The organism is Mycobacterium sp., assembly GCF_052144515.1.
In the GTDB taxonomy this organism is placed as follows: Bacteria; Actinomycetota; Actinomycetes; order Mycobacteriales; family Mycobacteriaceae; genus Mycobacterium.
Map to the genome: position 1 here is coordinate 1 of NZ_JBKQQD010000474.1, position 14,546 is coordinate 14,546.

Annotated in this window: 12 protein-coding genes, 1 tRNA gene and 1 pseudogene; 7 read left to right on the forward strand and 7 right to left on the reverse strand. The window is 65.5% G+C overall.

What is annotated here, in order from left to right; genetic code table 11:
- The 4 genes from cysK to ACLP9N_RS31970 all read left to right on the forward strand — a co-directional run.
- On the forward strand, positions 1 to 839 hold an 839-nt coding region (cysK, locus tag ACLP9N_RS31955), incomplete at its 5' end, for a cysteine synthase A (RefSeq protein WP_442411141.1).
- Between the two features lie 2 nt (positions 840 to 841).
- The gene (cysE, locus tag ACLP9N_RS31960) at positions 842 to 1,531 is read left to right on the forward strand and encodes a serine O-acetyltransferase (protein ID WP_442411142.1); all 690 of its coding nucleotides are present in this window, start codon (positions 842 to 844) and stop codon (positions 1,529 to 1,531) included.
- 96 nt (positions 1,532 to 1,627) lie between these two features.
- On the forward strand, positions 1,628 to 3,277 hold the full coding sequence (locus ACLP9N_RS31965) for an NAD-dependent malic enzyme (protein WP_442411143.1): 1,650 nt from the start codon (positions 1,628 to 1,630) through the stop codon (positions 3,275 to 3,277).
- 450 nt (positions 3,278 to 3,727) lie between these two features.
- A complete protein-coding gene (locus tag ACLP9N_RS31970; protein ID WP_442411144.1) occupies positions 3,728 to 4,018 on the forward strand; it encodes a CDGP domain-containing protein in 291 nt (96 codons plus the stop codon).
- Positions 4,019 to 4,283: 265 nt separating this feature from the next.
- On the opposite strand, the gene ACLP9N_RS31975 is transcribed toward ACLP9N_RS31970, so the two are convergent.
- Positions 4,284 to 6,035, reverse strand: a complete 1,752-nt coding sequence (locus tag ACLP9N_RS31975) for a hypothetical protein (RefSeq protein WP_442411145.1) — start codon at positions 6,033 to 6,035, stop codon at positions 4,284 to 4,286.
- Between the two features lie 278 nt (positions 6,036 to 6,313).
- Positions 6,314 to 6,386 (reverse strand) — tRNA-Asn (locus tag ACLP9N_RS31980).
- Positions 6,387 to 6,513: 127 nt separating this feature from the next.
- Between ACLP9N_RS31980 and ACLP9N_RS31985 the strand changes: the two genes are divergently transcribed.
- Positions 6,514 to 6,960, forward strand: a complete 447-nt coding sequence (locus tag ACLP9N_RS31985; RefSeq protein WP_442411146.1) for a hypothetical protein — start codon at positions 6,514 to 6,516, stop codon at positions 6,958 to 6,960.
- 90 nt (positions 6,961 to 7,050) lie between these two features.
- Entirely contained in the window at positions 7,051 to 7,308 is a 258-nt protein-coding gene (locus ACLP9N_RS31990; RefSeq protein WP_442411147.1) for a hypothetical protein, read from the forward strand.
- 14 nt (positions 7,309 to 7,322) lie between these two features.
- Here ACLP9N_RS31990 and dnaG read toward each other — a convergent pair whose 3' ends face one another.
- From dnaG to ACLP9N_RS32010, 4 genes are all read right to left on the reverse strand, one after another.
- The gene (gene dnaG / locus ACLP9N_RS31995; protein WP_442411148.1) at positions 7,323 to 9,251 is read right to left on the reverse strand and encodes a DNA primase; all 1,929 of its coding nucleotides are present in this window, start codon (positions 9,249 to 9,251) and stop codon (positions 7,323 to 7,325) included.
- Positions 9,252 to 9,277: 26 nt separating this feature from the next.
- On the reverse strand, positions 9,278 to 9,904 hold the full coding sequence (gene sodC / locus ACLP9N_RS32000; RefSeq protein WP_442411149.1) for a superoxide dismutase[Cu-Zn]: 627 nt from the start codon (positions 9,902 to 9,904) through the stop codon (positions 9,278 to 9,280).
- A 134-nt stretch (positions 9,905 to 10,038) separates the two neighbouring features.
- On the reverse strand, positions 10,039 to 10,851 hold the full coding sequence (locus tag ACLP9N_RS32005; RefSeq protein WP_442411150.1) for an alpha/beta hydrolase: 813 nt from the start codon (positions 10,849 to 10,851) through the stop codon (positions 10,039 to 10,041).
- A gap of 81 nt (positions 10,852 to 10,932) precedes the next feature.
- Complete coding sequence (locus tag ACLP9N_RS32010; RefSeq protein ID WP_442411152.1) at positions 10,933 to 12,192, reverse strand: deoxyguanosinetriphosphate triphosphohydrolase; 1,260 nt, start codon at positions 12,190 to 12,192, stop codon at positions 10,933 to 10,935.
- 85 nt (positions 12,193 to 12,277) lie between these two features.
- Here ACLP9N_RS32010 and ACLP9N_RS32015 point away from each other — a divergent pair, with 85 nt between their 5' ends.
- On the forward strand, positions 12,278 to 14,278 hold the full coding sequence (locus tag ACLP9N_RS32015) for a TPM domain-containing protein (protein ID WP_442411151.1): 2,001 nt from the start codon (positions 12,278 to 12,280) through the stop codon (positions 14,276 to 14,278).
- A gap of 125 nt (positions 14,279 to 14,403) precedes the next feature.
- Here the strand turns inward: ACLP9N_RS32015 and ACLP9N_RS32020 are convergent.
- A pseudogene (locus ACLP9N_RS32020) lies at positions 14,404 to 14,546 on the reverse strand (type VII secretion protein EsxI); the annotation flags it as partial.

Consider the following 14,546-nt stretch of genomic DNA (forward strand, 5'->3'; position numbering starts at 1 on the left):
CCAAGCTGGAATTCTTCAATCCGGCGAACAGCGTGAAGGACCGCATCGGCGTTGCCATGATCGACGCGGCCGAGCAGGCGGGGCTCATCAAACCGGACACGATCATTCTCGAGCCGACCAGCGGCAACACCGGCATCGCGCTGGCGATGGTAGCCGCCGCGCGCGGCTACAAGTGCGTGCTGACCATGCCGGACACGATGAGCACCGAGCGGCGGATGCTGCTGCGCGCGTACGGTGCCGAGCTCGTCCTCACCCCGGGCGCCGAAGGCATGCCGGGCGCCATCGCCAAGGCCGAGGAACTGGCCAAAACAGACGACCGCTATTTCATACCTCAACAGTTCGAGAATCCGGCGAACCCAGCCGTCCACGCCGTCACCACGGCGGAAGAAGTGTGGAAGGACACCGACGGCAAGGTCGACATCTTCGTTTCAGGAGTCGGGACCGGCGGCACCATCACCGGTGTCGCCCAGGTCATCAAGGAACGCAAGCCATCGGTGCAGTTCGTCGCGGTAGAGCCGGCGGCGTCGCCTGTGCTGTCCGGCGGCCAGAAGGGACCGCACCCGATCCAGGGCATCGGCGCCGGGTTCGTCCCTGCGGTGCTTGACCTGGGCCTGGTCGACGAGATCATCACCGTCGGCAATGAAGAATCGCTCGACCTGGCCCGGCGGCTGGCTCGGGAAGAGGGACTGCTGGTCGGCATCTCCTCGGGCGCCGCCACGGCCGCCGCACTGCAGGTGGCGCGCCGGCCCGAGAACGCCGGCAAGCTCATCGTCGTCGTGTTCCCCTCCTTCGGCGAACGGTATTTGAGCACGGTGCTTTTCGCCGAACTGAGCGACTAGCGATGCTGGCAGCGATACGGCGCGACATACGAGTGGCCCGGGAGCGAGATCCGGCCCGCCCGACAGCGCTGGAGGTCATCTTCGCCTACCCGGGCGTGCACGCGGTCTGGGGCCACCGAATCAGCCACCGGCTGTGGAACCGCGGCGCCCGGGTGGCCGCGCGGGTGGTTGCGGAGCTCACCCGCATTCTGACCGGTGTCGATATCCATCCCGGCGCGGTGTTGGGTGGCGGCCTGTTCATCGATCACGCGACCGGCGTGGTGATCGGGGAAACCGCGGAAATCGGCGACGACGTCACACTGTTCCACGGCGTCACCCTCGGCGGCACCGGCAGAGATACCGGCAAGCGCCACCCCACCGTCGGTGACCGGGTGATCATCGGCGCTGGAGCCAAGGTTCTCGGTCCGATCAAGATCGGCGACGACAGCCGGATCGGCGCCAACTCCGTTGTGGTCAAAGAGGTTCCGTCCAGCGCCGTGGTGGTCGGGGTTCCCGGACAGATCATCGGCCGCAGCCACCCCGGCCCGGGCGGCCCCGACGACTCGATGCTGCCTGACCTCGTCGGTGTCAGCCTGCAATCCCTGCTCACCAGGGTGGCCAGGCTTGAGGGCCAGGGTGACGGCCGACAGGCCGAACGCGTCATCCGGCCGCCCGAAGCCGGGGTGTGGCATGGCGAGGACTTCTCGATCTGAGGGTCCCTCTGCGCCCAGCTCTTCACGGTGTGTTCATCTCGATCGGCGTACGGTGTTTTGACACGCCCAGCCATCGCCGGAGGTTGTGATGAGCTTATGAATAGCCAAGCATGCACGCCGCGAATCCCCGTTGCAATGTCCTCGCCGAGTCTCAATCGCGGGGTCGGCTTCACCCACGAGCAGCGGCGGGCCCTCGGGCTGACCGGCCGGCTCCCGTCGGCCGTGCTCACGCTCGAACAACAGGCCGACCGGGTATGGCATCAACTGCAAAGCATGGCCACCGACCTAGGCCGCAACCTGCTGCTCGAGCAGCTCCACTACCGTCACGAGCTGCTGTATTACAAGGTGCTCGCCGATCATCTGCCGGAACTGATGCCGGTGGTGTACACGCCGACCGTCGGAGAGGCGATTCAACGCTTCTCCGATGAATACCGTGGGCAGCGCGGGCTGTTTTTGGCCATCGATGCCCCCGACGAAATCGCCGAAGCCTTCGAGACGTTCGGACTGGGGCCCGACGATGTCGACCTGATCGTGTGCACCGACGCCGAAGCGGTCCTGGGCATCGGCGACTGGGGTGTGGGTGGCATCCAAATCGCCGTGGGCAAGTTGGCGCTCTACACCGCGGGCGGCGGAATCGATCCCCGACGGTGCATCGCGGTGTCACTTGACGTGGGCACCGACAACGAGCAGCTGCTGCAGGATCCGTTCTATCTGGGCAATCGCCACGCCCGGCGGCGAGGCGCGGAGTACGACGAGTTCATCAGGTCCTACATCGAGACCGCCCACCGGCTTTTCCCGCACGCGATCCTGCATTTCGAGGACTTCGGGCCGATAAACGCGCGGAAGATCCTGCAGACCTATGGAGACGACTACTGCGTGTTCAACGACGACGTGCAGGGAACCGGCGCGGTGGTCGTGGCAGCCATATACGGCGGATGTCATGTCACCGGTATCCCGCTGCGCCAACAGAAAACGGTCGTCTTCGGTGCCGGCACCGCCGGGATCGGCGTTGCCGACCAGATTCGTGACGCGATGGTCGCCGACGGCGCGACGGTCGAGCAGGCCAGGTCGCAGATATGGCCGATCGACAAGCAGGGCCTGCTGTTCGACGACATGGACGACCTTCGCGATTTCCAGGTGCCCTACGCCAAGAGCCGCGAGCAGCTGGGTGTGGCCCCCGGGGATCGGGTGGGCTTGGTGGACGCGATCAAGCTCGCGTCACCAACCATTCTGTTGGGCTCCTCGGCGGTATTCGGCGCGTTCACCCGAGAGGTCGTCGAGGCGATGACGGCGTCCTGTGAGCGCCCGATGATCTTCCCGCTGTCCAACCCCACCTCACGCATGGAGGCCATGCCGGCCAACGTAGTGGAGTGGTCGCGCGGCGGGGCACTGATCACCACCGGCACTCCGGTCGCGCCCGTCGAATACCACGGCACCACCTACACCATCGGCCAGGCCAACAACGTCTTGGTCTTCCCCGGAATCGGGCTGGGCATCATCGTTGCCCGAGCCAGGCTGGTCACCCCGGGCATGCTGCAGGCGGCAGCGAAGGCCGTTGTCCAACAGGCTAATCCGAAAAAGCCGGGAGATTCGCTGTTGCCGGATGTGCAGAACTTACGCGAGGTCTCGAAGACGGTCGCCGAAGCCGTGTATCACGCCGCCGTCGAAGACGGGGTGGCCACCATGACCCATGACGACGTCGGGCGAGCCGTCGGCGACATCATGTGGGAACCGAAGTACGACTAGGCGGCCTACAACCCTTTGCGTCGTGCCCGATAGATTATTCCGATGACAACCGCCATCGTGCTCAGCATCGCCGTGGTCGCCTCCGTCGCGCTAACCATCTGGCTCGTCCAGCGGGGCGGTCCCAATCGCTGAGGGTCGTTGTACAGGTTGCTGTACGGCAAGCATCATCTACTCAGCCGCTTTCACCCAACCCAGTCCGCCAGTTTCCACCGCTGTCGTTGCACCGATGGTCTCGTCGTTGCGATCCAACTCGGGTACTAGACGGTGTTGAAGAAATCGTGGGCTCACTTCGGTATTCATAGTCGTGGCAATGCTTCTGATCACGACCTGAAGGCAGCAAAAACCAGTTACATAAGCGGTAGCGTCATCGGTTACTGGCTGGGCGGTCGACGGTATTTGCCACCCCAATTACTCGGCAACGCACCAGCGGCGATGTGACGGGAGACAACCATGAAGCACTGCATCGTCGGAGGACTGGCTGCCGTGCTGATGGCCGAAGCGCTGATCGCCGCAGCGCCGCCGGCCAGCGCCGGCTGCCAGTACGGAGGACTCGTTATCAGCAAGTGCGATGGACCCGTCCAGCCTGACGGCACCTGGCAACGTTGCGTGGTATCTAGCTACTTGGTGGCTAGCGGCGCCAGTTCCTACCTAGTGCCCGACAGGCGCTGCGATTTGATGGGTCCTGACCAGCATCCATGGGGTCTCGCCTTCGCAGACCCACCGACGCAGATCGACGACTGAGCCGGGAACGGCACCGTCATTTCGTTGACACTCCGAATCGGCGGTTAACAACGTCGTTGTTGTTGGGATCGGCAGCGAACCGGTCCTCTTGTACTGCCGTGGCCCTGCTTCAGAGCCATGTCGCATTACCGCGCAGTGGAAAAGATGGCCGGCGCGCTGCTTTCGGGCGGCATCGCGGTGGCGGGTTTGGGGCTCGCAGTGGTTCCGACTTAGAACGAACTTCAGCTAGTCGGTGACAATTCCAGATCAAACGCTTATCAGCGACCTAGCGAACGGTGGACCCCGGCACGGGATACGGGGGTGGGCTGGTCGGGTTGTTGGGGCACCACGGGTTGCGTGGCACGTCCAGGCAAGGATCGGGCATGCTCGGCTGCGGGGGCAGCGGCATCAGCTGGACCACCGTCCGGCGCGGGTAGTCCGAGACGGGGGTTTTCGGGCAGTTGCCGAGGGCCTCGGAGTCGCAGGCGACCTGCAGACTGAGGATGCTAACGATCCCTTTGCCCTTGTCCGGGATTCCGCAGATGCCGTGGGGGAAGAACTGGATCAAGGGCGGGGCGCTCGTGACCCGTGGGCTGCCCTCAAAGAGCTGGGCACCGACGGCCGTGCCCGAGGCAGCGACGTTGCCGTGGAAGCAGTTGCCGGGATACGCGAGGTTTGAAATCTCAGCGAGGTCGACGTTTCTCGGGTTGCCGAAGAAGCCGTTGTGGCTCAGCGTGTTGTTCTCGATCTCGTTGCCGAAGTCGTTGTAGTAGCAGAACGACAGCGCCTTCGCGCCGATGCCGCCCTTGCAGTGGGCGATCGGTATCCAGGTCTCGTTGTCGACCTCGGGGGTCAGCAGCACGCCCCACGCGCCGTTGTCGTGGATGTCGTTGGCATCGACGGTGTCGAACCGGCCTCCGACGATCAGGACGCCGGTTCCGCCCGGAGCGCCGGCGACGTCGGAGCTGCTGGGTGTGTTTGCGTTGTTGTTGTCGTGCACCGAGTTGTGCGTGACCAGCCAGCACGAATGGGTGCCTGTCGGACCGGTCTCGTTACCGGGGCAGTGGCCGGACTGGGGCGACGGTTGGTCGTCGTTGTTCTGGCTGTTGGTGACGATCCCTATGGAGTTGTGGTCGAACTCGGAGTTCTGGATGATCAGGTGGCCGCCGGAATTGGTTCCCGAGTATCCTTCGGCCGAGTTCTGGCCGTGGGCGTGGTCGAGGATCGTGTTGCAGTCCGGGCAGCCGCCGATGTAGAACGCGGCGTCGCCCATGTTGTTCCCGTACACCTGCGTGAATAGCCCCGGCCCGTAGGTGTTGGAGGCATAGATCCCGTACTGAGCGAACGGTTGGTTCTCGCCGGCGAAGTAGCTCGAGGTGGCCGATAGGTACGCGCCGCGCCAGCTTCCGATCTGCTGGGTGCCGCTCGAGCCGCCGCCGTCGAACCAGATCTCATCGCCGGGGGTATTGGAGCCCGAGAGGAAATTGCAGGCGGTCAGGTTCTCGACGCTGACACCGGACGCCTTGAACACGATCAGGCCGTTTCGACCCGTCGAGGCGCCGCCGGAACCGAGCGGGCCGAAGTCCTGGTCGGCCGGCGCAGAGCTGCACTGAGACGCCCCCGGCTTGGTGCCGTCGAGCACGACCCCGTTGCGGTCCATGCCGCGGATCCAGATGCCGGGCGTGGTCACGAGCACGGCGGCCCCCGCCGTGTCGTCGCCGACGGCCCCGGGGGGAACGCGATTGCCGGTCTCGTGGTAGTCGCCCGGCCCGATGAGCACCCAGTCCCCGGGCCGGGCGGCGTCCGCCGCTGCCTGGATGCTCGAGTACTGCCCGGGAATCCCTTGATAGCTGCCGACGAGCAGGACCGCGCCGGGGGCCCATGGGGCAGCATGCGCCACGGACACGCCCCCCACGACAAGCACGCACACGGCCCCGGCGACAAGCCCCCGCGGCCACCGCCACAACGGTGCCCGCGAAATCCGGCCACGACGATCTTCCAGCAGCCGCGAGGCCGGCATGGCACGCAGCGACCTCATCCTGACCAACGGCACTACCCTCGTCGTCTAGCCCGGTCTTGAGTGCACGTACAGCACTCACGTCACGTCAACAAGACTGAGTGCCCACCGTCACATCGAGAACACGATGAGGTATACGTTCGAGCTCAAGCGCGGCCGCGACGATCGGTTTCGCCTGACTAAATTGTCGTTCCCGACAACCCATTTCGCCTCGGCTACCGGGGCTGATGGTCGGGCTGCGATCGCGAACCTCGCGGCCTGCGGCCTGAAACTCGCTCTCTGAGCTGCGATAACACTTGCTCCCCCGGGTGGACTCGAACCACCAACCCTTCGGTTAACAGCCGAATGCTCTGCCAATTGAGCTACAGGGGACCGTCTGGTCCACGCGAACGATGGCGCAGATCGCGGGACGACTCTAGCGTACTGGCCTGCCCCCGCCCAACTAGGGGCCACCCGGCCGGCATTGCCAACACGTGATGCCGAAGGCACGATTTAGCGTATGAGTAAGGTGACCCTAACTACCGAGCTGCCCATCCCTGCCGACATGGCGGGCGCGCTCGCGCGCAAACCTGAGCTCATGAAGTACGTCCTGGGTCCGATACTGCACGTATATCGCTTGGAAGTGCCGGATCGCGTCGACGTCGGCACCCAAGGCTCGGTACGATTCTGGCTGTTCGGAGTGATCCCCGGATGGACCCACCACCTCACCGTCAAGCTACTGGGTCCGACCGAAATCTTCACGAACGAATACGGCGGACCAGTCCGTACCTGGAATCACCGCCTGACTTTCGAACCCATCGACGACGACAGCTGCCGCTACACCGACGAGATCGAAACCGACGACGGCTGGCGCGGCGCCCCCACCCGCCTGTTCATCCGAATGATGTTTCGTCATCGCCACCGCCGCTGGCACACGCTCTCCCGAATACTGAGCGGCACCGCATAACGCTGACGCGCCCGCCCGCCTGCCGCCGCGCGCCGACCGGGGACGGTGAGGCAGGATGGAACCAGCCGCGCCTAGTCGGGAGGGACCGATTTGATTGGGTATGTCGCCGTTCTCGGAGTGGGTTACGTGCTCGGCACCAAGGCTGGGCGCCGCCGTTATGAGCAGATCGTTGGCACCTGTCGCGCTCTTACCAGCAGCCCCGTGACCAAGTCGGTGATCGAACGGGGGCGTCGGGAGATCGCGAACCGGATCTCACCCGATACGGGGTTTGTGACCCTCACCGAGATCGACGACCAGACCGACGTCGTAGCGCAGCCAGTCAAGCGCCGGGTGAACAGCGCGAACTGAGGTTTAACGCCGCCTCAGGCGGTCAGATCGTCGCCGCTGGCCTGCTCCAACAGGCTGCGCCGGTAGGCCTCCATGGCGACCAGGTCGCCGAACAGCGCGTGATACTCGTCGCCTTGCTCGATCGGCGACATGCGCTGCAGTTTGGACTTCACCTCGGCGATCTGCCGGCCCATCCACACCTCTTGCAAACGAGCCAGCACCCCGCCGATGTAGCGCGGCAGCTTCTCGTCGTCGACTTGGATCGCCTCCACCCCCAGCTCGTTGACAAGGCCGGCGGTCAGCGCCGATGCGGTCTGCTGGCGCACCGCGTCGATCCATTGCGCTCCGTTGACGCCGGTCGACGTGCCGCCCGCCGCGTCAATGGCGGCACGCACGGCCGCATATCCGGGGTGAGTGAAGCTCTCGACGGTAAGCGAGTCGAACACCGGGCCGGCCAGCGCCGGGTACTGCAACGCCGATTTGAGTGCCTCGCGCTGTGGCCAGAGGGTCGGGTCGCGCGGGTCGGGACGAGGCACGGCGGGTCCGGCCGCAGCGCCAGGCGATTGCGCAGGCGGTGATTGCTCGGCGCGCACACCGCGCCTTCTGCCGCGCTCCGGGGCGCCGCGGCGGCTCGCCTCCTCCCGGACGCGGGTCAGCACCTGCCCCTCGTCCGACCAGCCGGTCCAGCCCGCGAGGCGTCGCGCATATTCGTCGCGCAAGGCATAGTCCCTGATCCGGGCGACCAGGGGAACACACCGGCGCAGCGCATCCACTCGTGCCTGGGGATCGTCGTCGAGCACCGTTCCGTCGGGAAGCAAACTGCGGATGGCGAATTCGAACATCGGTTTGCGGCGGGCGACCAGATCCCGCAACGCGTTGTCGCCGGAACTGAGCCGCAGCTCGCATGGATCCATGCCGTCCGCGGCGACCGCGACGAACGACTTTCCGGCGACCTGCTGGTCACCGTCGAATGCCTTCAGGGCCGCTGCCTGCCCAGCCGCGTCGCCATCGAAGACAAAGATGAGTTCGCCCCGATACCAGTTGTCGTCCATCATCAACCTGCGCAGCATCGCCAGGTGCTCGTCACCGAAGGCGGTGCCGCACGAGGCCACCGCGGTGGTGACCCCGGCCAGATGCATCGCCATCACGTCGGTGTAGCCCTCGACGACAACGGCCTGATGCCCCTTGGCGATATCGCGTTTGGCCAAGTCGATGCCGAACAGCACCGACGACTTCTTGTACAGCAGTGTCTCGGGGGTGTTGATGTACTTGGCTTCCATCGGGTCGTCGTCGAACAGCCGCCGCGCCCCGAACCCGATCACTTCGCCGGCCGACGTGCGGATCGGCCACAACAGCCGACGGTGGAAACGGTCCATCGGGCCGCGCCGACCCTGCCGGGACAGGCCCGCAGCCTCCAGCTCTTTGAACTCAAAACCCTTGCGCTGCAGATGTTTTGTGAGTGATTCCCAGCCCGACGGCGCGAATCCGCAGCCGAAATGGCGGGCGGCGTCGGCATCGAAATTCCGCTCCGTGAGGTACTTGCGCGCCGGTGCCGCCTCGTCGGACTCCAGCGCGGCCGCATAGAACTCTGCGGCCGCCGCGTTCGCCGCGATGAGCCTGCTGCGGCTGCCGCGGTCGCGTTGGACGCTGGTGGCCGGGCCGGAGTAGTTGATCGTGTGGCCGATCCGGTCGGCGAGCAGTTCAACCGCCTCGACGAAGCTGACGTGCTCGATCTTCTGGACGAACGCGTAGACGTCGCCCCCTTCGCCGCAGCCGAAGCAGTGGAAGTGGCCATGGTTGGGCCGGACGTGAAACGACGGCGACTTCTCGTTGTGGAAGGGGCACAGGCCTTTCAGCGAATCCGCGCCGGCGCGCCGCAACTGGACGTAGTCACCGACGACCTCTTCGATGCGGACCCGTTCGCGGATGGCGGCGATATCGCGATCGGGGATCCGGCCGGCCATCGGCCCAGTCTAAAGCCCCGGCCCGTTCAGCTCGCCGGGCCAATGACGCCGCATGCGATCCGTTCCATTGCCATGCCTGGCATGCCTCCCATGCCGCCTTCGGTGCCGTGCAGCATCAAAGCGGTCTTGTTACCTGCCAACAGATCGTCTCTGGTGAACGCGTCGGTGGTGGTCACCAGGTAAGCGGAGCCGTCCTGGCGGACTTCAAGTGAGGTCAGGTCGCCGCTTTCGGGCTTTCCGGTATGTCCGGGCGCCTGGTAGTGGCCGCCGGCGGACAAAAAGTTGCCGGGCGGGCCGCCGGTCGGGGCGACCGAGTTGGGCTCGCATTTGCCGATTTCATGGACGTGCATGCCGTGCAAGCCGGGTGCCAGGATTCCGGCGGCAACGGTCTTCACGGTGACGGTGACATAGCCGTTGGTGAAATCGAAGGTGGCCGTGGCCACGTCCCGGCCATCAGGCGTCTTCAGTTGCGCGCTGAGCGATTCGCCACCGGGTGCCGGGCTGGTCGTCTCGCCTGACGACGTCGGTGCGGCGCTCTTCACCGGAGGGGTAGTGCCCGGCTGGTTGCTCGCATGCTGAGGTGAGCTGCAGGCGGTCATGGCGACGATGGGAAAGGTTAGCAAGAGGGCAGCAACGGCAGTGGGCTTGGCCATGTCCGGAAGCTTAGCTCCCGTCGCTACGATCAATCCGCCAGCCTTTCTGCTCTGGCTTACATCACTGCCGAAATGCGTAAGAAGTCCCCGACACCACACCTCGCAACCGCGGTGTTCAGGGTAAGGCTGGGCATTCACCGATTGGCCGCGAGAGTGCGCATCAGTGTGACGGCGAATTCTGCAGCATGAGTCATGCACCCGAGGTGGCCGCCGGGCAGTTCCGTCAGCTGCCGATCAAGTCTTATGCTCACTTCGAGAGCGGCCTGATGTGCCGGATAGCCGCGCGACTCTGTTCCGGCCGCCGGCAACACCCGCTCAGCGTGCGTGGCCAGGGTATCCCAGTCGAGTACCGCCGCCGGATATTGCCGCAGCTCGTGCTCGAACCAATAGACCACGTTGGCACGAGCCTGGTCGCCGCGGTCAAGGCTCATCGCCCGGGCCATGGCCTGTCGATCTATCTCGGCGAAGGCGCGTGACCGAAAGAGATCCAGCGCGGGTTCAACCCCGGAGCGCCGGTAAAGCTCATACACCTCGGTAAAAAACCGAAGCCAAACCTGCCCGTCCGGAAGGTAGCGCACGGCCGGCGGCTCGAACGGAACAAGCGTGTCCACCACCGCGGGGTGGCGCGCCAGAACTTCACACGCAACGATCCCGCCCGAACTGGCGCCGAACACAATCGCCGGCTGGTTACCGAGGTTTTCAACCAGGCGCCGCAGGTCATCAGCGTCGGTTTGCAATCGACGCGAATCAGCCTGCGCACCGTCGAGCCGGCTGCGGGAAAAGCCGCGCCGATCGTAGAGAATTACGCTGTAGTGGGCGGCCAGGTGCGTTGTCACGGCGCGGAATCCCTCCGCTGTGCCACTGGCCCCGGGAATCAGCATCAAGAGCGGTCCGCTGCCATGAATTTCGTAATAGAGGGAAGCCCCGGGAACATCAAGAACGGTCATCTGCGATTTCCTTTTCCGCGGTTCCTGCGAGACGCAATCGCTTCACGCAACAGCGATTTGTCCTTGCTTATCGTCTGCTAGCTAACTCGCTTGGATCCGCTCCAGCCGACCCTCGGTAAAGGAGGCGATCTGATCGACGATGACCCGTAACCGAGCGCGGTCGTCGGCCGCGGTGATGAACGCCGCGGCGAAGACCGGATCGAGGGTTCGGGGTGCCCCGGAGTACAGCCAATGCGCCACCTGATGCATACGTTCGCGCTGCCGGGCCTGGGTTTCCAGATGCCGCGGGTCGGACATGATGAACTGCAGCGCCAGGATTTTCAGCAAGGCGACCTCAGCACGCACCAGATCGGGCACCTGCAAGTCGGCCCGGTAGCGCACCAGCGGCCCGGGACCGGCCGCCGCACGCGTGGTGGCAATGGCGGCCGAGGCGAACCTGCCCACCAATTCGCTGGTCAACTGCTTGAGCGCGACCGACGCTGCCAATGTGGCGTCGTACTTGCCGACCGCGGCGACCACCGGCAGACCCGACAACCGTCGGGCGGCCGCCATGAAATCGTCGGCACTCACCCGGGAGAATTCGCTCTCCCCCAGTTTGGCCAGCGCGGCCGCCTCGTCGTCGTCGGCAAGCACGCGCAAGTCGATGCGTTGCGAAACGACGCCGTCCTCGACGTCATGCACCGAATATGCGACATCGTCGGCCCAGTCCATCACCTGTGCCTCCAGGCACATCCGGCCTTCCGGCGCGCGTGCGCGAACCCAGGCCGCCGGCTCGCGGTCCTCTTCGTAAAAGCCGAACTTGCGTCGCTCTTTACCACGGGTCCACGGATACTTGGTGACCGCGTCCAGGGATGCGCGAGTCAAGTTCAGTCCCGCGCTATTGCCTTGCTCATCAAGCACTTTGGGCTCAAGGCTGGTCAGGATGCGGAAATTCTGAGCATTGCCCTCGAAACCGCCATACACGGCTGCGACCTCATCGAGCGCGCGCTCGCCGTTGTGTCCATACGGCGGGTGCCCGATGTCGTGGGCCAGGCCGGCCAGCTCGACCAGGTCGAGGTCGCAGCCCAGCCCGATTGCCATCCCGCGCCCGATCTGGGCCACCTCCAGCGAGTGCGTCAGCCGGGTGCGCGGAGTGTCACCCTCACGGGGTCCGACGACCTGCGTCTTGTCCGCCAATCGGCGCAGTGCGGCGCTGTGCAGCACCCGGGCCCGGTCCCGGGCGAAGTCGGTGCGGTGCTGGCCTTCGGTACCGGGCAGACCCGCAGTCTTCGGCGCTTCGAGCACCCGTCGCTCACGGTCGAAGTCGTCGTAGGGGTCTTGCTGATTCGTGATCGCCGTCATAGTCACCGCAGCACAGTCTGCCAGGACGGAGGCAGCGAGGTCCGACATCGTCTCAGGCCTAAGTCGCAGGGCTAAATTAACCACCATGCGCATCGCTCGCTTGTGCCGCGTGTTCCTCGCCGTCATTACCACCGGGCTGCTGCTGGCGCCGTCCGCCGACGCGCAGCCACCGTTCCGGTTGCCGGGGTACGTCACCGACAACGCCGGCCTGCTCTCGGATTCCGGTCGTGCCGCAGTGACGTCAGCCGTCAACAAGCTCTACGCCGATCGCCACATCCGGCTGTGGGTGGTCTACGTCGACAACTTCTCTGGACTGACCGCGGTGAACTGGGCGAAGCGCACCTACAACACCAGCGACCTGGGTGACAGCGATGCGGTACTGGCGGTGTCTAGCACCGGGCGCGCCTATGCGTTCTTGGTGCCTTCGACCGTTCGGAACGTCAGCGAAAGTCAGGTCGACGACCTGCGCCGCACACAGATCGAACCCGCACTGCGCAACGGCGACTGGAGTGGTGCGGCGGTCGCGGCGGCCAACGGACTCAACAGGCCACCCGATTACACGGGCCGGATTGTGCTGCTGGTGGTTTTGGCCGTCATCGTCATCGCCGTCGTGCTCTTGCTGATCGTGATGCGCCGCCGCGCCCGGCGAAGGCGGGCCGCCGCTCTAGCCGCCGCGCGGCGGGTTGACCCGACCGACGCGAATGCGCTGGCCGTCGTTCCGCCGCAGGCCCTCGACGACCTGTCGCGGTCGATGGTGGTGGACGTCGACAACGCGTTACGCACCAGCACCAACGAGCTCGCGCTGGCGATCGACGAGTTCGGGAACGAGCGGACCCAACCGTTCACCGAGGCGGTGAACAATGCCAAAGCGGCTCTAGCGCAGGCGTTCAACGTGCGCCAGCAGCTGGACGACACCACGCCCGAGACACCCGCACAGCGCCGCGAGTTGCTCATCCGGGTGATCGTGTCTGCGGCGCGCGCCGACCACGAGCTCGAGTCACAGACCGAGGCGTTCGAGAAGCTGCGGGATCTGGTGATCAACGCGCCGTCCCAGCTCGACGGGCTGACCCAGCAGTACGTCGAACTGACCGGCCGCATTGCCCCTGCGGAACAGCGGATGGCCAAGCTGCACAAGGAATTCGACGATACGGCACTGAGTCCGGTCGCCGGCAATGTCACCGACGCCAGGGAGCGGATGGCTTTTGCCGACCGCAACATCGGCACAGCCCGTGAACTCGCCGGCCAGGCAGAGAGCGGGGAGCAGACCGGTTTGGTGGATGCTTTTCACGCGGCCGAGTCGGCGCTCGGACAAGCGCGTTCGCTGCTCGATGCCGTGGACACTGCGGCCGGCGACATCCGGCACGCCATCGCCACCCTGCCCTCGACGATGGCCGACCTCCAGACGAACATCAATCGCGCCAACGAGCAATTGAAGCGGACGCCGAAATCCAGGTCTCCGCGCGTCAAGGAATTGACCGCGGCGCGCGATGCGGCAGTCACAGCCCTGGACTGGTCCCGGAGCGCCCGCGGCACTGGGTCCGCCGATCCGCTGGGCGCATTCGTCAAGTTGACCAGGGCCGACGCGGACCTGACGCGGCGGCTGGCCGCCCTGGCCGAAGAACAGGCGACCGCCGAACGGCTCAACCGTGCGTACGAGCAGGCGTTGTTCACCGCCGAGTCGCGCGTGCGGGCAGTCTCTGAGTACATCGACACGCGTCGCGGCAGCATCGGGCCGGAAGCTCGGACCCGGCTGGCCGAAGCGCAACGACAACTGCAGGCCGCACACGACAAGCGGACGACCAACCTGCTCGAGGCGACTGCCTACGCCAACGGGGCTTCGGCGTGGGCCGCTCACGCGCAGTCACTGGCCAATGCCGACGTGCAGTCGGCTCAACGCGCTTACAGCCGTCGTGGCGGCAACAACACGGGCGCGCTAATCGGGGGGATCATCATCAGCGACTTGCTCGGCGGAGGCGGGCGGGGTGGATTGGGCGGCGGATGGATCCCCACATCATTCGGCGGCTCGTCAAGCTCGTCCGGGGGCCCGTCGGGCGGAAGCTTCATGGGTGGCGGCGGGCGGTTCTGAACCGGCACCTGAACAACATGAAATGAAAAACACCCGCCCACGGATCCCGTGGGCGGGTGTTTTTGCGATCTGCGGTCAGGGCGAGCGCACTGGCACTGGGTACCAGTGCGCCGCCGTGAACCGATTTAGGCCCAGCTGGACCCAACGGCGCTGTCAGTGCTGGCCATGTTGCTGCCGGCCGACTGCACCTTCGAGCCGTGCTGGTTGGCCTGCTCGTAGATCACCTGGAAGTTGCGACCCAACTGGGTGATGAACTCCTGGCAAGCCA